Genomic DNA, 14,902 nt, shown 5'->3' on the forward strand with positions numbered 1-14,902 from the left:
TTTCTGCGAAAATCCGATTTTATGCCGCTGCAAGCAGCGGACTTCCCCCTGGATTAAACCTCTGCGAGTTCTTTAGACTTTTTCGCTACCATAGCGTCGATTTCCTTGACGTACTTATCGGTCAGCTTCTGCATCTTGTCCTCGCCGTCGTGCAGCTCGTCCTCGGTGATCTCGCTCTTCTTCTGCGCTGCCTTGAACTTATCCAGTGCATCGCGGCGGATGTTGCGGAGCGCAACCTTTGCCTCCTCACCGGTCTTGGAAACGCCCTTGATAAGCTCCTTGCGGCGCTCCTCGGTCAGCGGCGGGAAGTTCAGACGAATCTGCTTGCCGTCGTTCTGCGGGTTGATGCCGAGGTCGGAGACCTGGATCGCCTTCTCGATGGCCTTGAGCACCGAGCCGTCCCACGGCTGGATGGCCAGCGTGCGCGGGTCGGGAGTAGAAATTGCCGCAACCTGATTCAGCGGGGTCGGTGCACCGTAATACTCAACGGTGATCTTATCGAGAACCGCCGGGTTTGCGCGGCCTGCGCGGACTGCTGCCAGCTCCTTGGAGAGCACGTCCAGCGTTTTCTGCATTTTTGCCTCGTGGGACTTGATCTGTTCCTTCATTTTTTTACCTCCTCAACGATCGTGCCGATCTTTTCGCCGTTAACAGCGCGGTGAATATTTTCGGGGTCGGAAAGCGCGAATACCAGAATCGGGATATGGTTATCCATAGACAGCGAGGTTGCCGTGGAATCCATAACGCCGAGACCCTGATTGAGCACGTCCATGTAGCTCAGCTGGTCGTACTTCTTGGCATCCGGATTGACAGCCGGATCGGAATCGTACACGCCGTCTACGTTCTTTGCCAGCAGGATAACATCCGCGCCGATCTCTGCCGCACGCAGAACCGCTGCGGTGTCGGTCGAGAAGAACGGGCAGCCGGTGCCGCAGCCGAAGATAACGACACGGCCCTTTTCCAGATGGCGGGTCGCGCGAGAACGGATGTACGGCTCAGCGATCTTGTTCATCTCGATAGCGGTCTGCACGCGAACGTCCACGCCGCGCTGCTCCAGTGCATCCTGCAGAGCCAGTGCGTTGATGGTGGTTGCCAGCATGCCCATGTGGTCCGCGCGGGTGCGCTCCATCTTGCCGCCGCCGTCCTTTACGCCGCGCCAGAAGTTGCCGCCGCCGACAACAATGCCGATCTCGCAGCCCTCTTCGTTGCATTTTTTGATCACATCGCATACCGGACCGATGACATCAAAGTTCAGGCCGAAATGCTTATCGCCCGCAAGGCTTCGCCGCTGATCTTGATCAGTACGCGCTTATATTTCTGTGCTTCCATGCTCCACACTCCTTATTCTATTCCTGTTTACTATTCTACCCTATTTTCGGAGAATTTGCAACGATTTATATAGCGGCAAATGAATAAAAGGCGAAGCGGTTTGCGCCCTCCGGACGGTTGCAAGCCCCCCTGAAAGGGGAGCTGGCGCAGCTTGCTGCGACTGAGGGGTTTCGGCACCGGTTTTCGGGGCATCCGAACCGCGCAGGCGGTTCACCACTTCCGGGCGAAGAGTTGTGCCGTAGACTGCGGCGGGGATTGCCGCTACGCGCGGCATAACAGTGCCGCGCAACTCGTTTTCCGGCACAAACCGGCTGCAATCGCAGGATTTGGATAATCTGCACAGGTAAAAATGTTGCGCGGCACGGGTATGCCGCGCCTGCGTAGACTAAACCGTATGTGTAGCAGAAAGGTATCTGACATTGCGTATAGGTAAAGAAATGGGCAGACACATTGGTCTGCCCTACGGAACGGTAACCCGACTGCCGTTCCCCTTTTTCATGCTTACGCAGTCTACCATCTGCACCCAAGCCTTGCGGGAAAAGGGGTGATTCACAAGAGGGTGGAAAACCGCAGGTTGTCTACCCTCTTGTGCACCCGCCGCGCGCAGCGGCAACATTCCCGCACGCCGCAGCGTGCGAAATCCTCTGCCGTGGGTACGGCAAACCCCTCCACCGCCGTTCGGCGGTTCCCCTCTCCTTTCAGGGGAGGCTTCCGGTCGGTGCAAACGGTTCTTAACGACATATATCCTTTGGGGAACGCAAAAAACCGAGGGCAAATGCCCTCGGTTTCGTGTTTTATTGCGCGATATGCGAAGAATTACTTCTTCAGAACAACCTCGCCGCCCAGACCGGTGTGTGCAGTGATGTACTCACGGCCCATCTTAGCGTACTCGAACGGATTAGCCTTAGCCGGATCCTGCTCAGCCTCTACCATGATCCAGCCGGTGTAGCCAGCCTTGTCAAGCAGATCGAATACAGCGTCGAACTCTACACAGCCGTCCGGATCGCCCGGTACGGTGAATGCGCCTGCGCGAACTGCATCCAGGAAGGACCAGTGCTCAGCGCGAGCCTTCTCAACCAGCGGCATACGCATGTTCTTCAGATGAACGTGGCCAACACGGTCAGCAAACTTCTCGAGCATCTTTACCGGATCCTCGCCAGCGAAAGTGAAGTGGCCGGTATCGAAGCACAGGAATACATACTTCGGATCGGTGTTCTCCATCAGGCGGGTAGTCTCCTCAACGGTCTGGCATACGGTGCCCATGTGATGATGGAAGCAGGTGCGGATGCCGTACTTCTCCATGGACAGCTTGCCCAGCTTGTTCAGGCCGGTGGTGAAGCGATCCCACTCCTCGTCGGTCAGAACGCGCTTCTTGTCGTCCAGAACCGGGGTGTCCAGCTGGCCCTGGATAGAACCGGACTGCTCGGATACGTTGATTGCGGTAGCGCCAACGTAGGACAGGTAATCCAGCTCCTTGATGAACTCAGCCTCTACCTCTTCGTACGGCTTGTCAACCAGGAAAGAGGAGAACCACTTGGAAGCGATGGTCAGGTTGCGTGCGTCCAGCATGTGCTTGAGGACAGTCTTGTCCTCCGGATACTTGTGACCTACTTCGCAGCCGTCAAAACCAGCGAGCTTCATCTCAGAGATGCACTGCTGGAAGGTGTTCTCGTCGCCGAGATCCCACATATCATCATTGGACCAGCCGATCGGGCAGATACCCAGTCTTACTTTCTTCGGATCTAACATAGTTATTCCCTCCATAATCTTCTCTCTGCGTCTGCGCAGAACAAACGCATTTTTGTTATTCTTATTGTACCCTTATGCACTGTAAATGTCAAACGCATTTTTTCACAAAGCCGAGTTGTGCAATCCGCTGTTTTTGTCATTCCGCGAACTTGTGCGTGTGCGTGCACGCACTTTTGCGCAAAAACCGCGCGAGATTGTTCCCGCGCGGTTGATTTTGTCTTATCTGTAACTTTTCGTCTGCTGCGCTCAGATACGGGCCACACCGGAATCGCGGGCAGCCTGTGCAACGGCATCGGCTACCGAACGGATGACCTTTTTGTCGAACGCCATCGGCATGATATACTCCGCGTTCAGCTCCTCATCGGAAACGCAGGCCGCGATCGCCTTAGCCGCTGCCAGCTTCATCTCCTCATTGATGTCGCTTGCGCGAACATCGAGTGCGCCGCGGAAAATGCCCGGGAACGCAAGCACGTTGTTGATCTGGTTCGGGTAGTCCGAACGGCCGGTGCCGACAACGGCAGCGCCGCCCTTCTTTGCGTCCTCCGGCCAGATTTCGGGCACCGGATTTGCCATAGCGAATACCATCGGGTCCTTGGCCATGGTGGAGACCATCTCTGCAGTAAGCACCTGCGGAGCGGACATGCCGAAGAATACATCCGCACCCTTGACAGCATCGGCCAGCGTGCCGGTCATGTGCTCGCGGTTGGTGACCTTGGCCATCTCCTGCTGTGCCGGATTCAGGCGCTCATCGCCCTCGCAGACGATGCCGAAGCGCTCAACCATCGTGATGTGCTTGACACCGAGGAACATCAGGAACTTGGTAACGGCGATAGCAGCCGCGCCGCAGCCGTTGACAACCATCTTGATCTCATCCACCTTGCGGCCGGTCAGGCGGCAGGCGTTGAGCAGAGCCGCACCGCAGCAGACAGCCGTGCCGTGCTGGTCATCGTGGAATACCGGAATGTCGCAGACCTCTTTCAGACGGCGCTCGATCTCAAAGCAGCGCGGAGCCGCGATGTCCTCGAGGTTGATGCCGCCGAACGAGCCGGAGATCAGCTGAATGGTGCGGACGATCTCGTCCACATCCTTGGAAGCCACACAGAGCGGGAACGCGTCCACGTCAGCGAACGCCTTGAACAGCGCGCACTTGCCCTCCATAACCGGCATGCCGGCAATCGGACCGATATCGCCCAGACCGAGCACCGCGGTGCCGTCCGTGATGACCGCAACCAGATTGTGGCGGCGCGTATAGGTGTAGCTGAGAGACGGATCGTCCTTGATCTTGAGGCACGGCTCGGCAACACCCGGCGTGTACGCGATCGACAGATCGTCCTTGCTGTTTACCTCACAGCGGGCCACGACCTCAATCTTGCCGCCCCATTTTTCGTGTGCCTGCAGTGCACGTTCCTTAACGTCCATGTTCTGTTCCTCCGTTATCGTTCTTGTTCCGTTCGACGGAAAGAGTTTTCTATCTTACTTTATTATACAGAGTGAAAATGCGTTCGTAAAGAGGTAGTTTGTACAAAGAGTGGAGAGTAATCGAGCATGAAAAATGGAGGATGGAGGATGAACATGAAGAAGGTTAAGGCAACACACACTCTTCACTCTGCTTGCAGCACTGTTTTCTGACCAGCTTCGGCAAGAGGAACATGGCCGCGCAGCCGGAGAACACCGCCGACACGACATCGGACAGCGGCTCGGAAAACATAACGGCTGTTGCCCCGAAAATCGGCGGCAGGACGAACACGCTGACGAGGAAAATACCCTTGCGGATCATGGAAAACGTCAGTCCCCATTTGACAAGGCCCATGCCGGTCATGCCGTCCACGAACGGGTACTGGATGGTCAGTCCGAGCACGCCGAGCGAGTAGGTGCGGATCATATACGCCGCCATATCAATATACGCCGGGTCTTTGGTGAAGATTTTGACAAAAGCACCCGAGACCGTCTGCGCGAGCAGGAACATGATACCGCAGAACACGAGGCACAGCAGCACAATGCACCGAAACGCCTTCATGACGCGTTTTTCGTCGCACGCACCGTAGTTATAGCCGAGAATGGACTGCGTGCCCGCCGTCATTCCGCCGAGCGGCATGGTGATGATGAGCATGAAGCTCTGCATGATGGCGGCACACGCGATGAGCATATCGCTGTCTGCGCCGCCGTATTTTCGCAGCATGACGTTGATGGAGATGAGCAGCACGTTATCAAGCGCGATGATGAGCGCAGGCGACAGACCGACCTGCACGATACGGCGCATCCAGCCGAAATTGATCGGCTGACGGGTAATGCGGACGGCGGCTCTGTCACTCATCAGAAAACGCAGGATGTACGCCGTCGAGCACGCCTGCGACAGCACGGTTGCAAGAGCCGCTCCGCGCACGCCCATGTGCAGCGCAAAAATGAACACCGGGTCAAGTGCGATATTTACGGCCGCTCCGAGCATAACCGACCGCATTGCGGTACCGGAAAATCCCTGACTCATTGTAATTTGATTGAGTCCGTAGCTCAGCAATGCGAACACCGTGCCGGAAACGTAGGTCGTAAAATACGCCTGCGCGTAATCCCACAGGACCTCGCTGCACCCGAAAGCGAACAGGATCTGCCGCTTGAAAATAAGCAGCGGCACGGTCGCCAGCACGCTCAGCGCCAGCAAAAGGTAGAAGCTGTTCGTAATGATCTGACGGGCGCCGTCCATGTCGCGCCGCCCCATGCGGATGCTCATCAGCGGTCCGCCGCCGAAGCCAATGAGCGCACCGATGGCGGTTATCATGGTCACCACAGGCGCGCACACGCCGACACCAGCCAGCGCCGCATCGCCCGCACCCGCGATATGGCCGACATACATACGATCGACCACGCTGTATAGAATATTGACAAACTGTGCCAGCATCGCCGGTATCGCAAGCTGCAGAACCAGCTTGCCGACCGGTGCTGTGCCCAGTGGGCTGTCTGTTTGGGACATGGTTCTCTCCCCTTTCCGCTCCCTCTATTATAGTGAAATTCGCGGTTGGCGTAAAGAGAAAAATGCCCTGACGAGAGGTCAGGGCATTTCGCGTTTACAGATTATCGTTCTTTACAAATTTTACGGTATATGCCTCCGCATAGCTGCTGTATTTGACCGCCGCGCTGTTTTCCGGGTCAGTGAATGCATCAATCGCCACCAGAACCTGCGTTCCATCTGTGCGGAACGTGCGTACAAGCAGTGGAATCTCTACATCGAGCGCCAGATCGTCAATCTTTTCCTCCTGCATGGCCACTGCCGAGGTCAGCCACTCCGTCGGTAGACCGCTCAGCGCAGGAGATTCCGCAAACTGTATAGAATTTCCCGATTCCGGTGTCTGCGCATCAATGATAACGATATATTCCGCATTGAGTACATCACTCTCCGGCTGAAATCGAATCGTTCCCTCGTTTTCTTCGACTTTATCCAAATTAACGGTAAACGTCCCGCCCTCGTTCTCCCATGCGCTGCCGTCCCAGATGTAACGCCGGAACTCCATTCCGTTTACATCCGCATGATTGCCGGCGAAATCGTACTTCACCGCCATATCCATCTGCGGTCCATTGGTTTTCCGCTCCACCGGCGTGATGGAAATCGTATTATCCGCCGGCTGTGTCTTCGCCTGTCCGCACCCGCTCAAAATCCCCACAAGAGCTAGCGCCAGTCCTGCTGCGTATCGTTTTTTCATGTGGTACACCTCCGTTTCAGCATTTACATTTCATAACAGAAAATTACAGTGTACGCTTCCGCATACACGCTTTTCTGTACGGCTTTGCTGTTTTCCGGTTCCGAAAACGCATCAATAGATACCGGAATGATCGTACCGTCCGTGCGGAACACACGCACGAGCAACGGAATTTCCGTGTCGACTGCCAAGCCATTGACAGGTTCCTCCCATGCAGCAACAGTTGCCGTCAATCCCTCCATCGGCAGACTGTTTCTCTCGGGCGAATCCATAACCTGTGCATATCCGCCAAGCTGTGGCGAATCCATTCCAATCTTATAGTTCGCATTCGCCGCATCGCCGTCACGCTCGAATTTGATCGTGCCCTTGCCGCTGCCCAGTGTCGCCGAACAACGCAACCCAAACGTGGCATCCTCATCTTTCTGCCATGTGCTGCCATCCCATATATAACAGCCAAACAATACGCCCTCGGCTTCGCTCCTGTGGCCGGAAAAATTATACTCAATCAGTCTGCCACTCTGGTCTGCGGTCGTTTCCTCCACCGGTGTAAGGCTGATTGTGTTGTCTGCCGCCGGCTGTCCGCACACGCTCAAAATCCCCACAAGAGCCAGTGCCAGTCCTGCCGCGTACCGTTTTTTCATGCGGTACACCTCCTCCTTTTACTGTTGTGCTTACAGTGTAGCAGATTTGGGTGATATTGTCTATTTCCAGACCATGCAAAATCTGCGTTTGCTTCTGTGCAATGTAACGACAAAAAAGCGTTCCGACATACGTCGGAACGCTTTTCGATGCAATTTTACTTCGCGTATCTGCGGGAAAACTTAGCCGTTCTTGCGAGCGATAGCCTTCTTAGCAGCCTCTACGATGTGAGCAGCGGTCAGACCGTACTCCTCGCGCAGGAAGGACTCAGCGCCTACCTGGCCGAAGCGATCCTCAACGCCTACCATCTCCATCGGAACCGGGTTGTTCTTGATAACAACGTTAGCAACAGCAGAACCCAGACCAACCTTTACCTGATGGTTCTCAGCGGTTACGATAGCGCCGCACTCAGCAGCGGAATCGAGGATGAGCTGCTCGTCGAGCGGCTTCCAGGTGAACATATCGATAACCTTGGCAGAGATACCCTCAGCAGCCAGCTGCTCCTGAGCCTTCAGTGCCTCGTCTACCATGATGCCGGAAGCGATGATAGCTACGTCCTTGCCTTCCTTCAGGGTAACGCCCTTGCCGATCTCGAAGTCAGAGCCATCGCCGTAAACGGTGGTGAAGCCCTTGCGGATCATGCGCATGTAGGAGAACTTGCCGGATGCTGCCAGCTTCTTGGTCAGGCAGTTGATCTGAGCGTAGTCAACCGGGTCGATGACAACTGCTTCCGGTACGGACATGTACAGAGCGCAGTCCTCGAACGGCATGTGGGTACCGCCGTTGTATGCAGCGCATACGCCGGGGTCGGAACCGATAACGTGTACCGGCAGCTTAGCGTAAGCTGCGGACATGAATGCCTGGTCAAATGCACGGCGGGAAGCGAAGCAGCCGAAGGAGTGCATGAATACGGTGCGGCCGGTAGCAACCAGACCTGCAGCAACGCCCATAGCGTTAGCCTCTGCGATACCTGCGTTTACGGTCTGCTCCGGGAAAGCCTTAGCCAGCTTGCCGGTATTGATGCAGTTCTCGAGGTCGCAGTCAACGTGCATAACCTTGCTGTCCTTCTCCATCAGGTCCAGCATAGCGGTAACAAAACCGTCACGGTTGTTACGAGAATCCTTCTCGTGCTTGCCAATCAAAGTAAAGCTCATGTTCAATACCCTCCCTTACTGTGCCTTGATCTCAGCGAGCTTCTTCTCAGCAGCAGCAATGGCTTCATCCCACTGCTCCTTAGTCGGCTGAGAGGAGTGCGCGCCAGTGCCTTCAGCAAAGGTGGCGCCCAGGCCCTTAACGGTGTTCAGGACGATGCAAGTCGGTACGCCCTTGGTGTCGTAAGCGAGCTGAACAGCGTCGTAGATCTGCTCTACGTCATTGCCGTCCTGCAGCTCGATAACGTTCCAGCCAAATGCTGCGAACTTAGCACCGATGCCCTTGCCGTGGCTCATAACCTTGTCAACAGCACCGTCGAGCTGGTACTTGTTGTCGTCTACGAAGCAAACGAGGTTGTCCAGCTTGTAGTGAGCTGCGAACTGAGCAGCCTCCCAAACCTGGCCCTCATCGCACTCGCCGTCGCCAACGAATACGAATACGTGGCTGTCGCGGCCGTCGAGCTTGTTGCCCAGAGCAGCACCGGTAGCGGTGGACATGCCCTGACCGAGAGAACCGGTCGTCAGGTCAACACCGGGGGTCTTGGTACGGTCGGTATGGGACGGGAAGTTGGTGTGCGGCTGATTGAGGGTATAAGCGTCCTCAACCGGGTAGAAACCCTTCAGACCGAGGGTAGCGTACATAGCCGGACCAGCGTGGCCCTTGGACAGTACGCACCAGTCACGATCTTCCCAATGCGGGTTCTTCGGATCAACCTTCATTACTTCGCCGTACAGAACTGCCAGCGCATCAATAACGGACATTGCACCCGGAACGTGGCCGAAGCCAAGCGAACCGACGGTCTTCAGGGTCTCCACACGGATTTCCTGAGCAAATACACGAAGCTCCTGCATCTTTTCTGCTTTCTGCATTGCATACACCTGCCTAATTCAAAATATAATTTTCTCTCCGCGGAACAGGTTCCAGCGTACAGCGGCACAATGCCACTGTTTTACGAATACAAGTGTATCACCAAACCGCCGAAATTTCAACCGAAATTCCTGCATTTGTTCGCAAAATTCCAATTTCATTCAAACGTCTTATAAAAAATATCCAATTTATTTCGAGTAAAATTAGGTAATTTGTTGGTTATCTGCTGGTTATATGTATTTATTTTGTTGGTAAACCTCTTGCAAACGGTGAAAAATATATTTTCAAAAGGGGTATCCCGCCCTGTTTCCGCCGTTTATCTGCGTATCTCTTCCCCCGAAGCCGGGTTGCCGCTCCTCTCCCCGCTCACTGCCAGAAATTATTTTCGAGAGGCGGTTTTACGGATTTCGCTTACTTTTCATCGTTCTTCGCCGAGGGTTTTCATATATTTTCGACCTTTTTCGCCAAATCCATGCCGTTTTACCATTCTTCGGAGCGGTGGACATCTGGTTACAAATTTGATAAACTAAAGAAAACATTGTGGATACATTCGGATACTACTGGGCGGATATATTATATAGTGGGAGCTGTGAATATGAAAGTCAGCCGTCTCAATTCGATAGAGCAATATGTCATCTCGCGCGAGACCGTCAGCATTGACGAGCTGTGCGAGGTTTTTGGCGTGTCCAAGAATACCATCCGCCGCGACCTGAACGAGCTTGAGCAGCGCGGCCACATCACCAAGGTATACGGCGGCGTGACCGCTACGGTTCCCTCGGGTGCCGTGCCGACGCCCATCCGTTCGGGTCTTAACCAGATCGACAAGTCTCTCATCGGCCGTCTGGCCGCCGAGGAGGTCGCGGACGGTGATACCATCTTTATCGACTCCGGCACGACCACCCTGTGTCTGCTGCGGTTTCTCGTGGCAAAAAAGCGGATTACGATCATTACCCACTCGCTCGGTGCGCTGAGTGAGGCCTCCAAGTACGATAACCTCAATATTATCTCGCTCGGCGGCATTTACAGCCCGACTACGGATTCGTTCGTCGGCCTGTCCGCGATCGAAGCGCTGTCCTCCATGCGTATTAACAAGGCGTTCATGGGCGCGACCGGCGTATCGCTGACCGCAGGCATGACCAACACCACCTTCCTTGAAGCCGAGATCAAGCGTGCCGTTGTCCACCGCGCGGATAACATCTACGGCATGGTCGATTCGTCCAAGATCGGCAAGGAAGCGATCGTCACGTTCTGCCACCTCAAGGACCTGACCGCCTTCATCACCGACTGCGAACCGCCGAAGGAGTACGTTGATCTGTGCAATGCAGAAAACGTAAAGCTGAGATATGAGTAACATAAAGGGAGCAAATCACACGATTTGCTCCCTTTTTATTTTTCCAAACGTATCATCTTAGCAGCTCGCACGTCAGTGCATATTCAATAGAATTTGCCGTGCAAATTCATAAAAACCGTGAGCATGTATCGGCGCAGCGCGTCCAAGAAACCGCGCAAGGATAGCGCAGGTTTTTATACCCTAAGAGGGAGAAAGTTTCCGCATGGGAACTTTCGGACGACTTTGGAACGGCCTACGGTCCGTTCCTGCTTGTCGGCGGAACTGTAGTTCCGCGACAGCCTCGTAAAGGGAGCAAATCACACAATTTGCTCCCTTTTATTTATTCAGGAACCAGACACCGGCATTGAGATACGCCGCGTATATCAGCCAGGCCAAGTACGGCACAAGAAGCCATCCCGCCTGCTTGTCAATACGGTAAAACGCCCTTGCTGTGACAAGCACAAGCGCCAGCAGCAGAATCAGCCACCAGAACGCCGTTCCGTACAGTCCAACGCGAAAAAACAGCAGCGGCCACACGAAATTCACTGTAAGCTGCGTGTAATACAGCGCAAGTGCGTTCTTATGCTCCGGCGAGCCGGACTGCCGCACGCGCAGGCTCGCCCAGCCCATGAGCACATAGAGAATCGTCCACGCAATGGGGAATATCCATGCCGGCGGTGCAAGCGGCGGCTGCACCAGCGCCGCATACTGCGACATGCTGCCCATCGTCAGCCACGCCGCAAGTCCGCCGACCGCCAGAGGCAGTGTAAAACTGAAAATCTTCAATCTCCGTCCCTCCCGTTCCTATTTATATGGAGCGAGAGGGATTTTATGCATTTACAGCTCTCTTTTCCGGTAAATGCCCACACCGATGCGCCAGCATACCGCGTACACGATGGCCCCGACGATCAACAGTCCGCCGAAGAACGCCGCAAGCTGTCCGACCGGCCAGCTGTCCATGCCGCCGACCGCCTGTACGAGCTTGCCGAACGCCGGATGCTTTTTGACAACGGTCAGCAGGAGGATCGGCACCCACACCACGCCAATGAGGAAATACCGACCGCGCTCCGGACCAAACCGTAAAACGAGTACAATTTCAATACCCATCAGCGTCAGGCCGACCGCCTCACAGGCCAGCATGCCCATCATATCCTCCGCCATTGCATCACCGCCGAAGGCATTCATGCCCGCAATACATATCATGCCCAGTGCCACAACCGTCAGATTGACCAGCAGGCTGATTGCAAATTTGCTGCTCACCACATCGCGCCGAGAGACCGGAAGCGACAGACTCAGCTTATCCCATCCGTAGGCATAATCGCTGCTCATAAGCGTTGCGGGCACCATAAGCGACAGCATGCACAGCATAGCCGGCACAAACGACAGCCCGTTTCCGGAGACGATCGAGGCCAGCGCAATTACAACTGTTGCGATCACCATTGCCTTCATCGACCGGCGCAGATTCATCCAGTCCGCATACAGCATTGCTTTCATCTTGCGTCCTCCCCTCTCGTCAGGAACAGCATGATCTGTTCGATGTTGACCGGCTCGACCGACCAGTTCGCCGGTACGCCGTCGCGTCTTACCAATGCCTCACAGCCAAACGCACCCACGCGCTTCGCCCGCACGGCGGACGGGTCAAGGGCATCCAGCTGATCGGCGGTACAGCGCAGTATACCGCAGGTGTCGAGCAGTTCGTCGCGCGGCTCGCTCAGCAGCACCTCTCCCTTGTGGATGAAGGTGATCTCGTCCGCGATTTTGTCCAAATCGCTCGTGATGTGGCTGGACAGCAGGATCGCGTGATTTTCGTCCTGCATGAAGTCGTACAGCAGATCGAGCACCTCATCCCGCACGACCGGGTCAAGGCCACTCGTCGGCTCGTCAAGCAGCAGCAGCTCCGCGCCATGCGACAGCGCCGCCGCGATATTCAGCTTGGTTTTCATGCCCTTGGAGTAGTCCCTGATGGCCTTCTCTCGGTCAATGCCGAATTTTTCGATGTACGACGCAAACTGCTCCGCATTCCAGTTTTTGTACGCTCTGCCGAGCAGCGTGCTCACCTGTGCGGCGCTCATCGCGCTCGGGAAACCGCCGTCCTCGAGCACCACGCCGATTTTTTCACGGACGGACGGATTCGAGCCGTGTTCCCCCAGCACGGTAATCTCGCCGCTGTCCGGCCGGATGAGGTCGAGCACCGCCTTGATGGTCGTTGTCTTTCCGGCACCGTTTTCTCCTATTAAACCCATTACCGTGCCTCTCGGCAGGGTAAATCCCACATTGTGGAGCGCAAATCCGCCGTATTTCTTGCAGACGCCGTGCAGCTCCAGTGCATTCTCTCTCATAATCCTTCCTCCTCAAACAGTGTCCGTGCCAACTCTGCAAACTCGTCCGCAGACAGTCCGGCCAGTCTCGCCGCTTGCACAGCGTCCGTCAGGTGCTGCTCTGCCGTGCGAAGCTGCGCTTCCCGCAAACGTTCGCTGCTGACCGGTGCAACAAAGCTGCCGCGTCCGGTCTGGCTGGTGATCAAGCCCTCGCGCTCAAGCTCCTCATACGCACGCTTGGTCGTGATAACGCTGATGCGCAGTTCCTTCGCCAGCAGGCGCATAGACGGCAGCGCCTCCCCCGGCTGCAGCTCTCCGCCGAGGATTTTCGCCTTGATCTGACGTGTGATCTGCTCGTAGATCGGCGTGCTGTCCATGTTGGATACTATGATGTCCATGCCGTCCCTCCCTCTTTTATTGTATATACTCATTATATACAATATGAGCAATATGTCAAGGGATAGATTTCCACCAGACGCGATTTTTCACAAACGAAGCGGTTTGAGAGACGGCGGTTTTTCACACGCTCAACGCAAAGCACAATTCCCGCCGAAAAATTTTATAGTATTTTCATACAAACTGCCGAACATTTTTTCTTGCATTTTGACGAAAACCACGCTATACTGTAATTGTTCAAAGAAAGTGCTTAAAAACAGCACAAACACTGTAAAACACAGCTTTACTAATTGACTATCTCTCTTTTTCCTTTCTTTTTTACTCTTTTCTTCTTTGTGATCGGATCACACCTCCCGATCACAGCAAAGCAGGCTCGGTTTATCCGAGCCTGTTTTGTTTTTGTCTGAAATTTTATTTCCCGTGTTGCAAACGGAGAATTGAAAACAGAAAATAAATGATGAATATACTGGTAAACCTCGTGAAAACGGCACCCGTTCTACATACTCCGTAGGGTTGAGTGCCCTCAGAGGGTGAATCGCCCAAAATGCAAGAGACCACTCCGGAGCGCCCCGCCATTTGTCAATTCATTTGCAAACACCTAACCGTAGAGGCACCCAAAACACCGTTAACCGGGCGCGTTCGGTCGTGCTATGGGCGCACACTGTACTCCCATACGATACACCCTGCACAAACCAGAAAGAAACTGCGTTCATTTTCCATTCTCAATTCTCCATTCTCAATTACACACAAAAAGAACCCGAAACCAAGGCTTAACAGTCGTAAGGAACTATAAGTCTTGCGGTTGGGGCAGAGAACGGTGTGACCGTGAAGGTCACGCCGTTTTTCTGCGTCCAAGGGTAGATTCTGCGATCATGGGTCTGCCAGCACGGGGATCCCCACATCGTCCACGAAGTTGAAGAAAATCTCAACCTTCTGTCGGCGCTTGCCGTCAGACTTATCCGGTGCGTGAATGATGATCTTCTTGATATACTCGTTGACAATCGTCTGCGTCAGCTCCGTGACATCCACATACTTTTTCGTCAGCGCAATGAAAGCGTCCAGATCATCGCCCATTGCCTGCCGCTGCTCGACCCATTCTTCCGTTGTTTCAATTTCGAGCTTTAACCGTTCCTGCTCCGCTTCATAATCAGCCGTCATTTTCTTATACTTCTCCTTGCCGATCTCACCGAGAGCATAATCCTCATAGAGCCGGGACATGACCACATCAAGATTGGCAAGGCGTTTTATTGCCTGCTCCACGCGCTTCTGATCTTCCCGGATGTCTCATTCCTGATCGGCGCGGCGGTAATGCAGCCACTCCTCTTGAAAGCCCTCCACATCGCTGCGGATATACGCATTGACCGCCTGAATCCGTTCCTGTACCAGTTCCCGCAGTACATCTTCCCGGATATAGTGTGCGCTGCATTCGCCCC

Annotated in this window: 14 protein-coding genes and 1 pseudogene; 1 reads left to right on the forward strand and 14 read right to left on the reverse strand. The window is 54.7% G+C overall.

Annotated features, from left to right (window positions below; genetic code table 11):
• Window positions 1–53: 53 nt before the first annotated feature.
• From frr to DXB00_RS11900, 9 genes and pseudogenes are all read right to left on the reverse strand, one after another.
• Complete coding sequence (gene frr, locus DXB00_RS11860; RefSeq protein ID WP_118285359.1) at window positions 54–608, reverse strand: ribosome recycling factor; 555 nt, start codon at window positions 606–608, stop codon at window positions 54–56.
• Window positions 605–1,329 (reverse strand): annotated as a pseudogene (gene pyrH, locus DXB00_RS11865) (UMP kinase). Before pyrH ends, frr begins: the two are co-directional and overlap by 4 nt.
• 816 nt (window positions 1,330–2,145) lie before the next feature.
• Window positions 2,146–3,078: a myo-inosose-2 dehydratase gene (gene iolE / locus DXB00_RS11870; RefSeq protein ID WP_110436478.1), complete on the reverse strand. Its 933-nt coding sequence runs from the start codon at window positions 3,076–3,078 to the stop codon at window positions 2,146–2,148.
• Window positions 3,079–3,324: 246 nt separating this feature from the next.
• Entirely contained in the window at window positions 3,325–4,497 is a 1,173-nt protein-coding gene (locus DXB00_RS11875; protein ID WP_116704966.1) for an NAD(P)-dependent malic enzyme, read from the reverse strand.
• 163 nt (window positions 4,498–4,660) lie between these two features.
• Complete coding sequence (locus DXB00_RS11880; RefSeq protein ID WP_119214978.1) at window positions 4,661–6,043, reverse strand: MATE family efflux transporter; 1,383 nt, start codon at window positions 6,041–6,043, stop codon at window positions 4,661–4,663.
• Window positions 6,044–6,137: 94 nt separating this feature from the next.
• Window positions 6,138–6,770: a hypothetical protein gene (locus DXB00_RS11885; protein WP_119214979.1), complete on the reverse strand. Its 633-nt coding sequence runs from the start codon at window positions 6,768–6,770 to the stop codon at window positions 6,138–6,140.
• Between the two features lie 23 nt (window positions 6,771–6,793).
• The gene (locus tag DXB00_RS11890; RefSeq protein WP_118729414.1) at window positions 6,794–7,408 is read right to left on the reverse strand and encodes a hypothetical protein; all 615 of its coding nucleotides are present in this window, start codon (window positions 7,406–7,408) and stop codon (window positions 6,794–6,796) included.
• Window positions 7,409–7,588: 180 nt separating this feature from the next.
• The gene (locus DXB00_RS11895) at window positions 7,589–8,560 is read right to left on the reverse strand and encodes a transketolase family protein (RefSeq protein ID WP_118480412.1); all 972 of its coding nucleotides are present in this window, start codon (window positions 8,558–8,560) and stop codon (window positions 7,589–7,591) included.
• A gap of 15 nt (window positions 8,561–8,575) precedes the next feature.
• Window positions 8,576–9,427: a transketolase gene (locus tag DXB00_RS11900; RefSeq protein ID WP_110436472.1), complete on the reverse strand. Its 852-nt coding sequence runs from the start codon at window positions 9,425–9,427 to the stop codon at window positions 8,576–8,578.
• 593 nt (window positions 9,428–10,020) lie between these two features.
• Between DXB00_RS11900 and DXB00_RS11905 the strand changes: the two genes are divergently transcribed.
• Window positions 10,021–10,776: a DeoR/GlpR family DNA-binding transcription regulator gene (locus DXB00_RS11905; RefSeq protein WP_110436471.1), complete on the forward strand. Its 756-nt coding sequence runs from the start codon at window positions 10,021–10,023 to the stop codon at window positions 10,774–10,776.
• A 315-nt stretch (window positions 10,777–11,091) separates the two neighbouring features.
• On the opposite strand, the gene DXB00_RS11910 is transcribed toward DXB00_RS11905, so the two are convergent.
• The 5 genes from DXB00_RS11910 to DXB00_RS17325 form a co-directional block, all read right to left on the reverse strand.
• A complete protein-coding gene (locus DXB00_RS11910; RefSeq protein ID WP_243107215.1) occupies window positions 11,092–11,541 on the reverse strand; it encodes a TspO/MBR family protein in 450 nt (149 codons plus the stop codon).
• Between the two features lie 51 nt (window positions 11,542–11,592).
• Window positions 11,593–12,249, reverse strand: a complete 657-nt coding sequence (locus tag DXB00_RS11915; RefSeq protein WP_119214980.1) for an ABC-2 transporter permease — start codon at window positions 12,247–12,249, stop codon at window positions 11,593–11,595.
• Window positions 12,246–13,094 (reverse strand): ABC transporter ATP-binding protein, encoded by an 849-nt coding sequence (locus DXB00_RS11920; RefSeq protein WP_119214981.1) that lies wholly within the window; start codon window positions 13,092–13,094, stop codon window positions 12,246–12,248. The genes DXB00_RS11915 and DXB00_RS11920 overlap by 4 nt, the downstream gene beginning before the upstream one ends.
• Window positions 13,091–13,471 (reverse strand): GntR family transcriptional regulator, encoded by a 381-nt coding sequence (locus DXB00_RS11925; protein ID WP_118360428.1) that lies wholly within the window; start codon window positions 13,469–13,471, stop codon window positions 13,091–13,093. Before DXB00_RS11925 ends, DXB00_RS11920 begins: the two co-directional genes overlap by 4 nt.
• 868 nt (window positions 13,472–14,339) lie before the next feature.
• Entirely contained in the window at window positions 14,340–14,729 is a 390-nt protein-coding gene (locus DXB00_RS17325) for a DUF4368 domain-containing protein (protein ID WP_243107216.1), read from the reverse strand.
• Window positions 14,730–14,902 lie beyond the last annotated feature (173 nt).

The organism is Butyricicoccus sp. OF10-2 (assembly GCF_003481925.1).
Lineage (GTDB): Bacteria > Bacillota > Clostridia > Oscillospirales > Butyricicoccaceae > Agathobaculum > Agathobaculum butyriciproducens.